Raw genomic sequence first — 13,712 nt, 5'->3', positions numbered from 1 at the left:
CCCATATAAAACAGTTCACCCAAATATCTTCCCTTTTTATGTCGAAATCAACCGTTCTTTTTCATTTTTGTACTGAAATGACCTTGACATTTGTTCCTAATTTTCGGAATATTTAATATATGAACGAATACTAACTATATGGATAGGGGGAAGATGATGGGTGAAGGTAGTGCACTACACAGTTTTTTAAGTGAATTAAGTGGAATCGTCTGGGGACCGTTCCTCTTAGTTTTATTAGTCGGAACAGGGGTTTATTTAACACTCCGTCTGGGGTTTCTTCAGTTTAAAACGCTCCCCTACGCTCTAAAGCTTGCTTTCAAACCAAGCAAAGAGAAGAAAAAGAATGAAAAGGGGGATATTTCTCATTACCAGGCGCTCACCACAGCTCTTGCGGCAACCATCGGAACAGGAAATATTGCTGGTGTTGCAACGGCCGTTGTCCTAGGGGGGCCAGGCGCCGTTTTCTGGATGTGGGTGACAGCAGTTTTTGGTATGGCGACGAAATATGCCGAAGCTGTCCTAGCCGTTAAATACAGAATTGAAGGAAAAAACGGTGAAATGTCCGGCGGACCGATGTATTATTTGTCCCGCGGTTTGAAAACGAAGTGGCTTGGGCGGCCTCTCGGTTTCTTATTCGCAATCTTCGGTGCGGTCGCTGCATTCGGAATTGGGAACATGGTACAGTCCAACTCTGTTTCTGATGTCATGGAAGGCACGTTCAATGTTTCTCCATGGGTAACGGGAGTTCTGTTGACCCTTTTGGCAGGTTTAGTATTGCTTGGAGGGATTAAAAGTATCGGGAAAGTCACGGCTTTCTTTGTTCCAATCATGGCTATTTTCTATGTCATTGGTGCATTAATTATACTTATACTCAATTACAACATGGTCATCCCGGCATTTGGTACCATCTTTAATGATGCGTTTACCGCAAGTGCCCTTGGAGGCGGTTTACTCGGAACAGTCATTCGTTATGGTGTCGCACGCGGGGTGTTCTCAAATGAAGCAGGCCTCGGTTCTGCACCGATCGCTGCTGCTGCAGCCCGTACCGACTATGCAGGACGCCAGGCTCTTGTATCCATGACCCAAGTATTCATTGATACTATTATCGTTTGTACAATGACAGGGTTAACGATCGTCATGGCTGGTCAATATCAAGGCGGGCTGGACGGCGCCGACTTAACTTCTACTTCATTCCAAATTTTCCTTGGTGATGTAGGGGCGTATATTGTAACCATAGGCTTAGTCTTCTTTGCCTTCTCTACCATTGTCGGTTGGTCCTACTATGGAGAAAAATGCTTCGGTTACTTGACGAAACAACGATTCATCGGTGTTTACAAGATAGTATTCGTAGCATTCGTCCTTGTAGGAGCCGTATCCCAACTGAGCACAGTATGGGTTTTCGCTGATGTCATGAATGGCTTAATGGCCTTCCCGAACTTGATCGGACTATTACTCCTATCCGGGGTCGTAGCGGCCGAAACGAACAAGTTCCTGAAAGTCGCCAAGAAAGAAAAACAACAAGAACGCGAACAACGCCAAGCCGGTTAACCTTAGAATCTAATCAACCATTCAAAAAGAGCTTACAGCCACAAATTGTGCTGTAAGCTCTTTTTTTTGATGCCCAACTTCAGAAATACTCCCGATTGTGGAAGACTCAGTTTCGAGATAACCGGGGTTCGTTTGCCGTATTTGGAGTCAGGGGTGGTTGGGAAGCCACTCGCTTTCCTGTGGGGGAGCGCCGAGCTTCCTCGGACTTCGTCCTGCGGGATCTCGCCTATCTCCTTCTCCCACGGGGGTCTCGCAGCTTCCCAACAACCCCATTCCATGTAGGTGAGAAACGACCCCTATACCAAGATGGGGCGTTTTCCACCCCAACGCAGTAGCAGGCATAAAGCGCTCTAAATCAAGCTTTCACGCTCGGAATGACCACTGGGGAGAGTTTTATATTATCAACTTCGTTTGAGAATACAAGCAGAGTTTCCAGGAAGTGGTTTCGAGTTACTCACATGGTAAAGGGGCGGAGGAGATGGCGAGACTCCTGCGGGAAAAAAGTGCATGGTTAGACCCCGCAGGACGCAGTCCGCGGAGGCTCACCGCGCTCCCGCGGAAAGCGAGCCATTCCCCGCAGCCCCATCCACTCTACAAAAGTCTCGAAACTGAGTCTTAAACAATCCTGCCAGATTATTTAATAAAGGTATGGTCACGCTAAGGGGGTGATGCAGTCTGGGCCTTCGTTTTTTGCGGAGTTCACATAGTCGCTAACTTCATAGGCACGGAGGTCGTTCATGGTCAGTTGTTCAACAAAGCCTTTGGCATCTGACGGTGACCATTTCACTGGTTCAATCCACTGATCCTGCTTTCCTTTCGGCAGTATGACAGGCATCCGGTTGTGGATCGGAGCCATGAACTCATTCGCATCCTGAGTGAGAATCGTGCAGGTGTAAAGAGACTCTTCCTCCCCTTCCCACTGATCCCACAATCCGGCAAAAGCAAAAAGGGAACGGTTTTCCGGTTGAATTCTAACGGGTTGTTTTCCTGATTCAGTTTTCTGCCATTCATAAAAACTATCCGCTACAATTAAGCAGCGCTTTTGACTCATCAGCCTTTTGTAGCTGGGTTTTTCATGAGCTGTTTCACTTCTGGCGTTAATCATTTTATAGCCAATTTTAGGATCTTTGGCCCACGATGGGACAAGCCCCCATTTCATATAACCTGCACGCTTTTGCTTTCCATCATGGATGACCGCCAGTACCTTTTGCCCCGGTGCGATGTTGTAACGTGGTTCATAGCCGTCAATTGGTCTTTCTATTCCGTACTCTCTCAATATTTCCGCTTCTTCTGCTAATAGAGTGTATCTTCCGCACATATCATCGCCTCCTTTTGTTACACCGTGAGCCAATGCTAAAAGTAAAAACCCCGCCCGAATTCAAAATCCGAAACGCCGGTCAATCTTGCTTTGATATTGTTTAAATGCCCCTGACTGGTTCAACTTCCTCTTTTCCATCATCATGTCAAAGCGCAGTTTCTTCTCTTTCCATTCTTTTTTATAGTGAGCGGATAACTGAGGATCTGCAATTTCTGTTAGGAGATCTTCAATCTCTACCATCTCTTTTTTTAGAATCATTTCTTCAGGCAGCATGTTGGCATTCTTCAAAATTCGGTAACTGTTTCTAAGTTCTGGAGGCAGATGAGCGAATTCGTCTTTGGGCAGCGGTTTTCCTTTCCCCGGCAAGTTGTCGAAATCCCCTTTTTTCATGGATTGTTTAATCTTTTCTTCAATCAAATGTCCATAATCCATCTTTCTGCCTCCTATCCTTTCTTCGTCCCATAGGCTTTCATTGCATCTAACTCTTTATTTTCGATTGGTTCATGGATCATCTTGATTTCACGTTGGTCCTTCGGTTTTTCAAGGTCTTGATAAAATTTCTCTGAAAGGGTAAGTCCAACACGACTTGCATCTTCGACGGACTGGGAGTATATGACTTTTTTCAGATTAGAAAAATACATGGCTGTGAGACACATCGCACAAGGTTCCCCACTTGCATACATCGTACAATCACTCAAATCAATCGACCCCCGTGCTTGTTGAGCTTTCTTGATCGCTACCAATTCAGCATGAGCACTGACATCTGGTCGTAGATGCAGTTCATTCACACCCTCAGCGATAATTTCTCCGTCACAGACAAGGACAGCTCCGAACGGGTGGCCGCCATCCTCCACATTTTTTAAAGCTAATATTAAGGCCCGTTCTGAAAAAGGATTCATGACCTATTCCCCCCTCACTTTTGTAGACGCTTGTTCAGTGTTTGTTTCAAACCATCGGCTAGTGGTTCAACAGCTACAATCCGTCTAATTTTAGCGGTATTATCTCGATCGTGGTAGCGCACTTCATTGACATCATCCACCGTCACTCCATCGGGGTGGGACTCAATCAAAGTCATGTCATCCCCCGGGGACACTCTTCCCTCCCGTAACACCCTCAAATAAAATCCTGAGAACCCTTTTTCCATGACACGAGCTGGAAAGTCATCGATTCCATGAGTGCGGGCTATGATATAGCATGGTTTCCTCGGCTCAGACACTTGCAGGACTGCGTCTCCGAGCTGAAAAACATCCCCAATACGGACATCCCGTTCATCAATCCCTTCCACAGTCAAATTCTCCCCAAAAGAAGGAAAACTAAATTCTTGGCTGTAATGATCTTCCCAGTGCCTATAGTGCTGGGCTGGATAGAGACAGACGGCTTTATCACGACCGCCATGATTCTTTTTATCTGCTTGTTCATCCCCTTCAAAGTTCAAGTAAGTTAAATGAACAGGACCTTTGACAGGGGTTTTCCGATAGGCACTGTTCAACTCGCCTTTATCTGTTTCATAAGTTTCCGGACGGCCGACATTCAAAGATAAGAGTTTATACTTCACTTAAGGTCCCCTCTTTCCACTGCTTGATCCAGGCTGGAAGGTAATCATAACTCCACGCATCCATCGGGTAATCAACAAAAACATCCTCTCCATTTTCATAGAGCGCCTGTATTAACTCATTGATACTTCCGAAATAAAATTGATAAAGAAATTCATAGCTGAACGGTTCTTTTGGCATATGCTGATCGGCACAAACCTGCGGATCACTATAGTTCAAATACGTACGACAAGGAATCGGCCGCACTTCATAAGCCATACACAATTGAGTCTCTGGATCCAGCATCGGACAAGGCAGATTCAACTTTTTGTATTCCAGCTTCGTCTCTGGTGCTTCATAATCCATGGCCATGGCTAATTGCAATTTATCCTGCTGTTTTTCATAGTAATTTTCCCAATGCGCATAAATCGCTTTTTTTCGATCTCCCGAGAAGTTCTCGATGGAACGAAACAACATTTTCGCTTCCATTTTCGTGATGACAATTGGGAAGTAGCAGCAAAAAGCACACCCCATAAAACAATTCGGCTTCATGGAAGTGAATTCCTCCATCCGCTCGATTTCGTTGTCTACTTCCGTCAGGAGACGCTGAAAACCACTCAATATCACAGTTTCCGTATCCTGTTCACTATCCAATAAATCATCAACAATCCCATCGAAAAAAGAAGGATCAATTTCATACAATTGGTTTATTTTTTCACACCGTTTTATAATCTCTTCATGTTTCAAAAAACTCATAGAAAAACTCCTCTGTCTATCGTTAGTCCCATTATACACGGGGGGAGACTTATGACACCACTTTCTCCCCGACCACGAATTTCCTGTTGTTCAACCCCCAAAAAAATCCTATGATATGAGAAGATATATAAATAGATTATTTCACCTTTGGAGGTACGTCTACATGTTATCAAACGCAGAAATCGGTATCGATCTTGGTACTGCTAATATATTGATTTATTCGAAATCAAAAGGAATTTTACTTAACGAACCGTCTGTTGTCGCCTACAACACAGAAACGAAAAACGTGGTAGCTGTAGGAAAAGAAGCAAAAGAAATGGTCGGAAAGACACCGAGAAACATCATCCCTGTCCGCCCGTTGAGAGATGGTGTCATCGCTGATTATGATATGACCGCGCAAATGTTGAAGGAGCTTTTGAAAAAAGTATCCAAAAAATCCGGAATCTCCATGCGTAAACCGACCGTCGTTATATGCACACCTTCAGGCTCAACATCTGTAGAACGTCGCGCCATTCACAATGCAGTGAAAAGCTACGGAGCCAAAAATGTACACTTGATTGAAGAACCAATCGCAGCCGCAATCGGTGCTGACCTTCCCGTTGATGAACCCATTGCTAACGTAGTCGTAGATATCGGTGGCGGAACGAGTGAAGTGGCCATCATTTCCTTCGGTGGTGTCGTATCCTGCAAATCCATCCGTACAGGTGGAGACGTCATGGATGAGGAAATCATCCAGCACGTCCGTAAAGCTTACAACGTATTAATCGGAGAGCGCACAGCCGAGCAAATCAAAATGGAAATTGGCTACGCACTGATCGAGCACCCAGAAGAAACAATGGAAGTAAGAGGTCGCGACATGGTCACAGGTCTTCCAAAAACCATTGAATTGAAGTCCACGGAAGTTCAAGGAGCCCTGAAAGAATCCCTTGAACAACTGCTTGAAACGATTCGTGCAACCCTTGAAGATTGCCCACCGGAACTAAGTGGAGACATCGTAGACCACGGTGTTATCCTTACCGGAGGCGGTTCCTTGCTCAACGGCATGCAAGATTGGCTGTCCAACGAAATTTCCGTACCCGTACACATGGCCCCAAGCCCACTAGAATCCGTAGCCATCGGAACCGGCCGCAGCTTGAAAATGATTCAGAAACTGCAAAAAGCAAGTAAGTAAGAATGAAGTGTGGAACCACCCTGGGAGACTCGACAAGCATAAGACAAGCGGCGCAGTGGAGCGGTCTTCCTCCACGGAGGCGATTGGCTTATGTCTCGAGAGTCTGGGTGGTGGAACCGGACAATTCGAAATGCGGAAACGCCCTGGGAGTTCGGCGTTCTAATAAAATTCAAAAAATGAAAAACCTCCGGCAATCCCGGGGGTTTTATTGTTTTCTGCCTTCCTACTACCTTAAAAGTAACAATATTCAAAACGAAAATCCCCTCCCAAGAGAGGAAATAGCATTAGTTGTGTCGAAATATGCTAATGAAAGTAGAGATTAATTCACGCTTTTGGTAGAATGTTTCGAAAACCCACGGAGTGGAAAGATGAGGGTAAGGCCGATTATTCCACTCTTCCATCTATCGCAAAAGATTACGCAATAAGGAGCAGATTCCAATGAAACTATCTTCTTTACTCAAGTGGTTAACAGGTGGGAGTGAAGCATTCTTAGCTATTCCTATAGCAGGCGGAGCGTTCATTTTCAGTAACGGATGGCTGCCACTTTTATTCATGTTTGTTTTCCACTTGATCACACTCGTAGTATCAGCTAAGGATAAGCGTTCCTACGCAGGAAGTATTCTCGGTATGATCACAAGCGCCATAGGAGCAATTCCTATTGTCGGCTGGGTCATGCATACAGTGACTGCCATTGTTCTTTTAATAGATGCTGGACGGTCCACAAGTCTGGATAATAAATCCTGATAACCTATAGTGCAGGGGGAGTAGAGATGTTTACAGTCATATGCCTATTTCGAGTAAAACAAAAGAATTTGGATGAATTCATAGAATTGAGTAGAAAATCAGGAAATCTCTTAAAATCTCATGGTGCTCTCGATCATAATATTTATTTTTCCAATAAATTGACCGGCAGCCAAGGATCCATGGGATTTTTGAATGTTGTTGATGTGGAGGAAGATGAGGAACTCGTTCTCGGTCAATCCATATTCAATAGCGAAGATCATTATCATGAGATCATGAGAACAGCAGGATTCGACGATATCATCCAATATTTAGATGATCACATTAAAGATGTTGTAGAAACGACCAGAATTATTACTTCAAGCTTTACAACAGAGCGCAGTAAAGAGTTAGAAGCATAATTTCTTCGGAGGTGTCGGAATATGAAAATCGTAGTTTTAGGTGCAGGAGCCCTCGGTGCCTATTTTGGAGCACGCTGGCAGGAAGCTGGTCATGAAGTCATTAACCTTGTCCGCGAAGGAAGAGCCGAGCAGATTGAAAAAAACGGTTTGAAGCTACATAGCGAAATGGGGGATTACGAAGTTCCAGATCCTGTGATTGCGAGGAGCCCAGAGGAAATCGAAAGCCCTGACCTTGTTTTTCTTGCCGTCAAAGGCTACCACCTTCATGGTACATTGGACTGGCTGAAAGCTTTGGTAAATAAAGGAGCAAAAGTGTATCCCGTTTTAAATGGCATGGAACACATCAGTATTTTGCAAAAAGAATTGGGAGAGGAAGCTGTTATCGGTGGACTTTCTTACATCATTGCAACCCTTGATGAAGCTGGTCATGTTGTCCATACGAGTCCATTCCATGACCTTGTATTTGGCCCGCTCCATACTTCTCAGCAAGCCATCTGTGAAGAACTTGCCCTCGCGTGTAACCAGGCGAATATGAATGGAACGTTAAGTACGAATATTTTAGAGGACATGTGGAAGAAATACATGTTTATCACTGCATTTTCCGGAATTACAACAGCTGTTAATCAACCCATTGGTGTTGTACGAAGTTATCCTCAAACATTCCGTATTGCAGAGCGAATCCTTACAGAAATGAAAGAACTCGCAAATGCTCACAACATTAGTCTGACAGACGAGCAAGTGCAGCAAGCATTTGAACACTTACGTGGATTCGATCATGAAATGACTTCTTCGATGCATCAAGATCGACGAAAAGGCCTGCCCCTGGAAGTTGAACACCTTCATGGCGGAGCTTTACGCCTAGGCAGCGAAGTCGGATTGAGCATGCCTTATATCGAAACCATCCATGCGATGATCAAACCTTACGAAGAATATCAACAATGAGAAAAAAAGGGTGCTCCAACTCGGGGCACCCTCTTCTATCTATTCTTCATCTGCATACTCGTCTACTTCCGGCCGCTTTCCTCTTTTCAATTCCCTGATCGATAATCCGAAGTCCATTTGCAAATGAGGATAATCCTTAAAATTTTCCCAGTCGCCTCCCCACTCAAACCCAAGACCTTTAGCTACATCTACAATTTCCAACCAATCCGATCGTCCGTTTCCATTTCCATCGTATTCTGTATCCCAAATGACCCGGCCGTCTTCGTGCTCAAGTGCAAAATCGATAGCAAGACCATAATTATGATAGGACTCACCACCCCTTGCATAAGTGACGATTTGCCCCTCAGAAGAACGGCCTTGTTTATAGAGCTTATCCTGTCTTTGAACAGAACGGTGACCTTCCGTAATGACGATGTTAATTCCTGCTTCCTGTACCGTTTCGACCAGCTGATCTTTGCGTTTTTCTACCGTCGGGTGAAGGTTCGTGGGCATGGGGACATCTTTTTTATAAAAAACACCTTGAGGAAGTTCCTTTTCTACTTGTGGGACCAAAAAGAAAATTACTAGAGCAACCACGCCAGCAAAAAAGAAAAAGTTCATCAGGTTCGTTAGAATGCGCACTTCCAGCTTCCCTTCTATTCATTTAGTGATTAATTTGAGAATACCACAAGGAGCTTAATAGAGAAATGAATAACTTCCTTTTCATAGTCTCCTATAGTATATTTACAGAAACATCCAATTTGGAGGAAGCCTTATGAAATCCGTCTACTTATTACTATCAAACACAGGTACGATCACAAATCAGGCCATCAAAGCATTCACTGCAGCCCCCTATAACCATGCTTCTCTCTCCCTAGATAAAAACATGAAGCGTTTATATAGTTTCGGAAGGCGTCGACCGACAAACCCTTTTTGGGGCGGATTCGTTCAGGAAGACCTTGTTCAAGGGACCTTCAGCTGGTATCCTTACGCGACTTGTGCGGTTTATGAATTAAAAATGACAAGAAGAAAATATCAAAAGCTCGAGCGTCTTCTTAAAGCGTTCGCTAAAAACTATAAAACTTACTTTTACAATTACTTAGGTCTCTTAGGGGTACCTACAAACCAGCCCATTCATGTAAAATCCAGTTATTTTTGCTCCCAATTCGTAGCTGAAGTACTTAAGCGAGCAGGATGCAATCTTTTTCACAAAACCAGTGCACTTGTCACTCCAGATGATTTCCGCGGCCACGAAGAACTCCAGTTGATTTACGAGGGCACTCTTTATGAATATCCACATCTCTATTCCAGACCTTTTTATCATCCAAAGAAATACAGATCCTTTCCATTCCGGAAGTACATGAAGCAGCAGGTAAGATCGGAAGTGCTGGGGATTCAAGAAGAGAACGGAGAGCTCTACCAGTTTAGGGACGGCTTCATCAAACCTAAGAAAATCTTAATCTCAAGAAAATGGTACAGAATTAGAAAGTTCCTGAAGCTATAAATCTCACCTCCCACAACAGCTCCCTATTTCGGAAGACTCATTTTCGAAACTTTTATTAGGTTTTGAGAAATCACCGCTTTCCGCGGGGGTCCAGTATCATCCTCAACCTCTGATCGCGAGGTCTCAGCCAGGGCTCTTTTCCCACCAGGAGTCTCGTGGATGCTCAAATGAATAAAAAAGTTTATTTCTCAAGACGAATCCATCTCTTTATCAGAACAGCAGATTCGTAGAGTGTTGACAGAGTTAAAAGAGAGAGGATTCGTTACAATCAAACGCGGCGGGGCAGACACACAGATCACAGAGGCCGGGGCTAATTACATCCGCCAAAATTAATGTTCTCTACTTAAGAGAATGATATAATAGTGTCGAATCGACAAAATCAGGGAGAGAGACGTGACGATGGGACTACAGACTAGAAAATCCAGTAAAACGTTCTATGAATTATTCATGGTCGCTCTTGCCGCCCTTTCTGTCGCCACTATATGGCAGCAAACCGGCTATAACAGTGTGATCGTTTGGACGACATGGTCCATCTTCTTTCTCGACTTCCTTTATCGTTTATATAAAGCTGATAGCAAATGGGGATTCATAAAGAAACACCCCTTCATTGTCATTGCTGCCATTCCCCTTGATGCGATTTTTCAGTTTGCGAGATTTGCTAGAATCATTCATCTCTTGAGGTTGAAGTCCATCACAAAGTATTACACAATGCCCTTCATACGTTTCCTTAAAAGACAGCATCTCTTAACGGTGACTGGAGCCACATTCATTCTTGTATTCCTTTTGATCATCCCCTTAAATTTAATTGAAAATGAATTAGACAGTTATGGAGATGCGTGGCTAAGCGCCATCCTTTCCCTCACCTTCTTCGGGAGGTCTGGATTTGAACCAGAAACGATGGCTGGACATATCATCATCGTCGTCTTCACCATCCTCGGAGTCATCATTCACGGGCTGGTGATCAGCACAACGTTTGATTACTTAATGCAAACTCCACTGATTCAATCCATAAAAAACAAATTCACCGATAAATAAAAAGCCGCCATAATATGGGCGGTTTTTTTCATGACTCACTTGGTTGATCAACGTTTAACTCCTTATTGAAAAAGGAATCATAACCGAGACACCCATTTTTTGGAGGTGAAAGAGATGGCTGATCAAAAACGAAACAAAGTATCTGAAAACGACCAAAGTTTTCAAGAAAAATTAAAAAAAGAACGCTTGATTGACGGCATTCCTGATGAAGAAGTAAAAAAAGAAGAACGAGAACAGGATAAAGGAAGAAAATCCAAACAGGACTCGGTTACGGAAGAAGACTACGATGAGGACCTTCGTCCTTAAAAGCAGAAATGAGGTGAAACGTTGACAAGTTTCAAGGCATATAAAGTCGATCAGAGCGAAGAAGGTGTACATGGTTCGGTGCAAAAACTTTCTTTCTCGGACCTACCTTCAAGCGATGTTCTAATTAAAGTCCATTATTCCAGCATCAACTACAAAGACGGGATGGTTACCCAACCGGATAACCCCCTCGTCAAAAATTATCCGATCATACCAGGCATTGATTTGGCGGGAGAAGTGGTTCGTTCCTCTGATGAAAAGTTTAAAGAGGGCGATTACGTGATCGCTACCAGTTATGAAATCGGCGTCAACCATCATGGTGGGTATAGTGAATACGCGAGCATCCCGGCCGAATGGGTCGTCCCTCTTCCAGAAGGATTAACGACAGAAGAAGCGATGATTTACGGCACAGCCGGTTTCACCGCTGCCCTCTCCCTTCACCGATTAGAAGAGAACGGCTTGACTCCTGAGCAGGGACCCGTGCTTGTGACAGGAGCTTCCGGCGGTGTCGGCAGCATTGCAGTTGCTATGCTTGCTAAAAGAGGTTATACCGTGGAAGCGAGCACAGGGAGCCCTGAACATGAAGAATACTTAAAAGACTTAGGCGCTTCTAAAATCATTTCTCGTGAAGAGGTTTATGATGGAAAGCTTCGATCCATAGCAAGCGGACGTTGGGCTGGCGCTGTCGATCCTGTTGGGGGAGAACAGCTCGCCTCCCTTCTTGGTCAATTGAAGTATGGAGGTTCTGCAGCGGTAAGCGGATTAACAGGAGGTACTAAAGTGCCGACACAGGTTTACCCTTTTATTTTACGGGGTATAAGTCTTATTGGTATTGATTCCGTCAATTGCCCAATGAACCTTAGGAAAAAAGTGTGGCATCGCATGGCCAATGACTTAAAAACCAAAGAAGTCTTCGACCGGATTAAAGTCGTTCATACTCTGGACGAAGTTCCTGAAACACTCGAAAATATTCTACAAGGAAAAACACGCGGTCGGTCGATCGTGAAACTTATGAATGGATGGTAGTTTCCCAAAACGTATACTATTGACAACTATAAATATAGAGTTTATAATGTTTTGATAGTGCCTTCAAAAGAAGGTAACTCGGAAAAGAAAAGAGTGATTTGTATGAGACTGGCATTCTGCTACGTTTTGATACAACTTAATCACACTGGATCAGCTTCGGAGCTGTAAGGATGCAATAGAGGTAGGGATTGCGTCGTTTAAGTTGCCAAAAACTACCATGTAGAATTTTTGAACCGCGGCATTAACATGGACAAAGTTCCACAACACTTGTTTTAAAAACAAGTAGGTAAAACTTGATATTTTCCGAAAGTATACAAAGCGAGAAGGACTGCAGTCCTTCTCGCTTTTCCAATTTATATAGGTTTAAAGAGATTCGTTCATGGTAATATAAGCCATAGAAGTATAGAAGGAGGCTTATGAAATGTCCCGGTACTTAGACCGTATTGAACCGGAAGATGTCCGCTTTCTCATGGACTTATCAGAATTCAAAACCATCGTACTGGATATGCTCGGCGAAGCCCGGAATTTGGTAAACATACAGATTAACTACGATTTTCTTGATGAACCTGAAGGAGACACACTCGTCCGTCCAATGGTCCAGCTCAATGAAATCAGTAAGTTCACAGAAGAAGACCGTCATACATTGCTGAAAACGGGATTTTCCATTGATGGCGAGCCTTTCGATAACGGGGACTATGCCATGGAGCAAATCTTCGGTGCGGAGTACACGATTCTTGCGATTACAGAAGATGAAGATGGTGCTTTTTTTACGATTGAAATGCCATATAGAAATTTTGAAAGACAAAAGAGCCATATGTAACCATACTTACTTTTTAAATATCTCTCTAAAAGTCAAAGAGCCCATGTTTTTTCATGGGCTCTTTCTTTTTGCAATGGAGCTATTCCTAGGAATGTATGTTTTTCACTCGACCGACTTGACCGTCTTCCAAGCGTACTTTTATTCCGTGAGGGTGGTTCGGGGACTTTGTGAGAATGTCCTTTACTTTCCCGCTGGTCAGCGCACCTGTTCGCTGGTCTTTTTTCAGGACGATATCTACTTCTGCCCCTATTTTAATGTCACTTCTTTTTTGTCCATTCATTTTTGGAACCTCCACATTCAGTCTCCCCCGTATTCTATCACAATTCCCAAATCATTAAGTCTTATTCAACTAAAGCTCCCGATTGTGGAAGACTCAGTTCCGAGACTTTTGGTGAGTGCATAGGGGCTGCGGGGAATAGCTCGCTTTCCGCGGGAGCGCGGTGAGCACATTCCCCGTAGCCTTAAGGGCAGCCTTACCTAGTTGAAATAATGAATGACAATTCCTGGCCATGGATACGGGGTCAGGGAAACGACGATTTGGAGTGTTTTGGATCAGTCAGTAGAAAAACACACACGTTCGTGTCTCCATTCGCTTTTCATGCGGACGTTTCCCAGACCCTGTTCCCACACCTTATT

Annotated in this window: 17 protein-coding genes; 10 read left to right on the top strand and 7 right to left on the bottom strand. The window is 44.0% G+C overall.

What is annotated here, in order from left to right; translation table 11 throughout:
- The first annotated feature begins 156 nt into the window (after positions 1 to 156).
- Positions 157 to 1,548, top strand: a complete 1,392-nt coding sequence (locus tag BLS23_RS06225; protein ID WP_089651688.1) for an alanine/glycine:cation symporter family protein — start codon at positions 157 to 159, stop codon at positions 1,546 to 1,548.
- A 652-nt stretch (positions 1,549 to 2,200) separates the two neighbouring features.
- Here BLS23_RS06225 and BLS23_RS06215 read toward each other — a convergent pair.
- The 5 genes from BLS23_RS06215 to BLS23_RS06195 are packed head-to-tail and all read right to left on the bottom strand — an operon-like array spanning position 2,201 to position 5,154.
- Positions 2,201 to 2,866, bottom strand: a complete 666-nt coding sequence (locus BLS23_RS06215; protein WP_089651686.1) for an SOS response-associated peptidase — start codon at positions 2,864 to 2,866, stop codon at positions 2,201 to 2,203.
- Positions 2,867 to 2,926: 60 nt separating this feature from the next.
- Positions 2,927 to 3,298, bottom strand: a complete 372-nt coding sequence (locus tag BLS23_RS06210; protein WP_089651685.1) for a DnaJ family domain-containing protein — start codon at positions 3,296 to 3,298, stop codon at positions 2,927 to 2,929.
- 11 nt (positions 3,299 to 3,309) lie between these two features.
- The gene (locus BLS23_RS06205; protein WP_089651684.1) at positions 3,310 to 3,765 is read right to left on the bottom strand and encodes a nucleoside deaminase; all 456 of its coding nucleotides are present in this window, start codon (positions 3,763 to 3,765) and stop codon (positions 3,310 to 3,312) included.
- Positions 3,766 to 3,779: 14 nt separating this feature from the next.
- Positions 3,780 to 4,421 carry an MOSC domain-containing protein gene (locus BLS23_RS06200; protein ID WP_089651683.1) on the bottom strand — a complete coding sequence of 214 codons (642 nt, stop codon included), beginning with the start codon at positions 4,419 to 4,421 and terminating at the stop codon, positions 3,780 to 3,782.
- Entirely contained in the window at positions 4,411 to 5,154 is a 744-nt protein-coding gene (locus tag BLS23_RS06195) for a YkgJ family cysteine cluster protein (RefSeq protein ID WP_089651682.1), read from the bottom strand. Before BLS23_RS06195 ends, BLS23_RS06200 begins: the two co-directional genes overlap by 11 nt.
- 163 nt (positions 5,155 to 5,317) lie before the next feature.
- Here BLS23_RS06195 and mreBH point away from each other — a divergent pair, with 163 nt between their 5' ends.
- The 4 genes from mreBH (at position 5,318) to BLS23_RS06175 (ending at position 8,409) form a co-directional block, all read left to right on the top strand.
- Positions 5,318 to 6,325: a rod-share determining protein MreBH gene (mreBH, locus tag BLS23_RS06190; RefSeq protein WP_089651681.1), complete on the top strand. Its 1,008-nt coding sequence runs from the start codon at positions 5,318 to 5,320 to the stop codon at positions 6,323 to 6,325.
- A gap of 438 nt (positions 6,326 to 6,763) precedes the next feature.
- Positions 6,764 to 7,069 carry a hypothetical protein gene (locus BLS23_RS06185; RefSeq protein ID WP_089651680.1) on the top strand — a complete coding sequence of 102 codons (306 nt, stop codon included), beginning with the start codon at positions 6,764 to 6,766 and terminating at the stop codon, positions 7,067 to 7,069.
- A gap of 26 nt (positions 7,070 to 7,095) precedes the next feature.
- Complete coding sequence (locus BLS23_RS06180) at positions 7,096 to 7,467, top strand: DUF1428 family protein (RefSeq protein ID WP_089651679.1); 372 nt, start codon at positions 7,096 to 7,098, stop codon at positions 7,465 to 7,467.
- A 21-nt stretch (positions 7,468 to 7,488) separates the two neighbouring features.
- Positions 7,489 to 8,409, top strand: coding sequence for a ketopantoate reductase family protein (locus BLS23_RS06175; protein ID WP_089651678.1), 921 nt, complete (start codon positions 7,489 to 7,491; stop codon positions 8,407 to 8,409).
- A 39-nt stretch (positions 8,410 to 8,448) separates the two neighbouring features.
- Here the strand turns inward: BLS23_RS06175 and BLS23_RS06170 are convergent, their stop codons facing one another.
- Positions 8,449 to 9,009 carry a M15 family metallopeptidase gene (locus tag BLS23_RS06170; RefSeq protein WP_089651881.1) on the bottom strand — a complete coding sequence of 187 codons (561 nt, stop codon included), beginning with the start codon at positions 9,007 to 9,009 and terminating at the stop codon, positions 8,449 to 8,451.
- Between the two features lie 154 nt (positions 9,010 to 9,163).
- Between BLS23_RS06170 and BLS23_RS06165 the strand changes: the two genes are divergently transcribed.
- The 5 genes from BLS23_RS06165 to BLS23_RS06145 all read left to right on the top strand — a co-directional run bounded on the left by BLS23_RS06165 (position 9,164) and on the right by BLS23_RS06145 (position 13,076).
- Positions 9,164 to 9,892, top strand: a complete 729-nt coding sequence (locus BLS23_RS06165; RefSeq protein ID WP_341845036.1) for a hypothetical protein — start codon at positions 9,164 to 9,166, stop codon at positions 9,890 to 9,892.
- 399 nt (positions 9,893 to 10,291) lie between these two features.
- Positions 10,292 to 10,927, top strand: a complete 636-nt coding sequence (locus BLS23_RS06160) for a hypothetical protein (protein WP_089651677.1) — start codon at positions 10,292 to 10,294, stop codon at positions 10,925 to 10,927.
- 114 nt (positions 10,928 to 11,041) lie between these two features.
- Complete coding sequence (locus BLS23_RS06155; RefSeq protein ID WP_089651676.1) at positions 11,042 to 11,233, top strand: hypothetical protein; 192 nt, start codon at positions 11,042 to 11,044, stop codon at positions 11,231 to 11,233.
- A 21-nt stretch (positions 11,234 to 11,254) separates the two neighbouring features.
- On the top strand, positions 11,255 to 12,256 hold the full coding sequence (locus tag BLS23_RS06150; protein WP_089651675.1) for an acrylyl-CoA reductase family protein: 1,002 nt from the start codon (positions 11,255 to 11,257) through the stop codon (positions 12,254 to 12,256).
- A 421-nt stretch (positions 12,257 to 12,677) separates the two neighbouring features.
- Positions 12,678 to 13,076: a hypothetical protein gene (locus BLS23_RS06145; RefSeq protein WP_089651674.1), complete on the top strand. Its 399-nt coding sequence runs from the start codon at positions 12,678 to 12,680 to the stop codon at positions 13,074 to 13,076.
- A gap of 85 nt (positions 13,077 to 13,161) precedes the next feature.
- On the opposite strand, the gene BLS23_RS06140 is transcribed toward BLS23_RS06145, so the two are convergent.
- The gene (locus tag BLS23_RS06140) at positions 13,162 to 13,356 is read right to left on the bottom strand and encodes a YwbE family protein (protein ID WP_089651673.1); all 195 of its coding nucleotides are present in this window, start codon (positions 13,354 to 13,356) and stop codon (positions 13,162 to 13,164) included.
- Positions 13,357 to 13,712 lie beyond the last annotated feature (356 nt).

The organism is Halobacillus aidingensis (assembly GCF_900104185.1).
Taxonomy (GTDB): Bacteria; Bacillota; Bacilli; order Bacillales; family Halobacillaceae; genus Halobacillus; species Halobacillus aidingensis.
The sequence above is the reverse complement of the archived record's forward strand: the minus strand, read 5'-3'. Positions and strand labels throughout refer to the sequence as shown.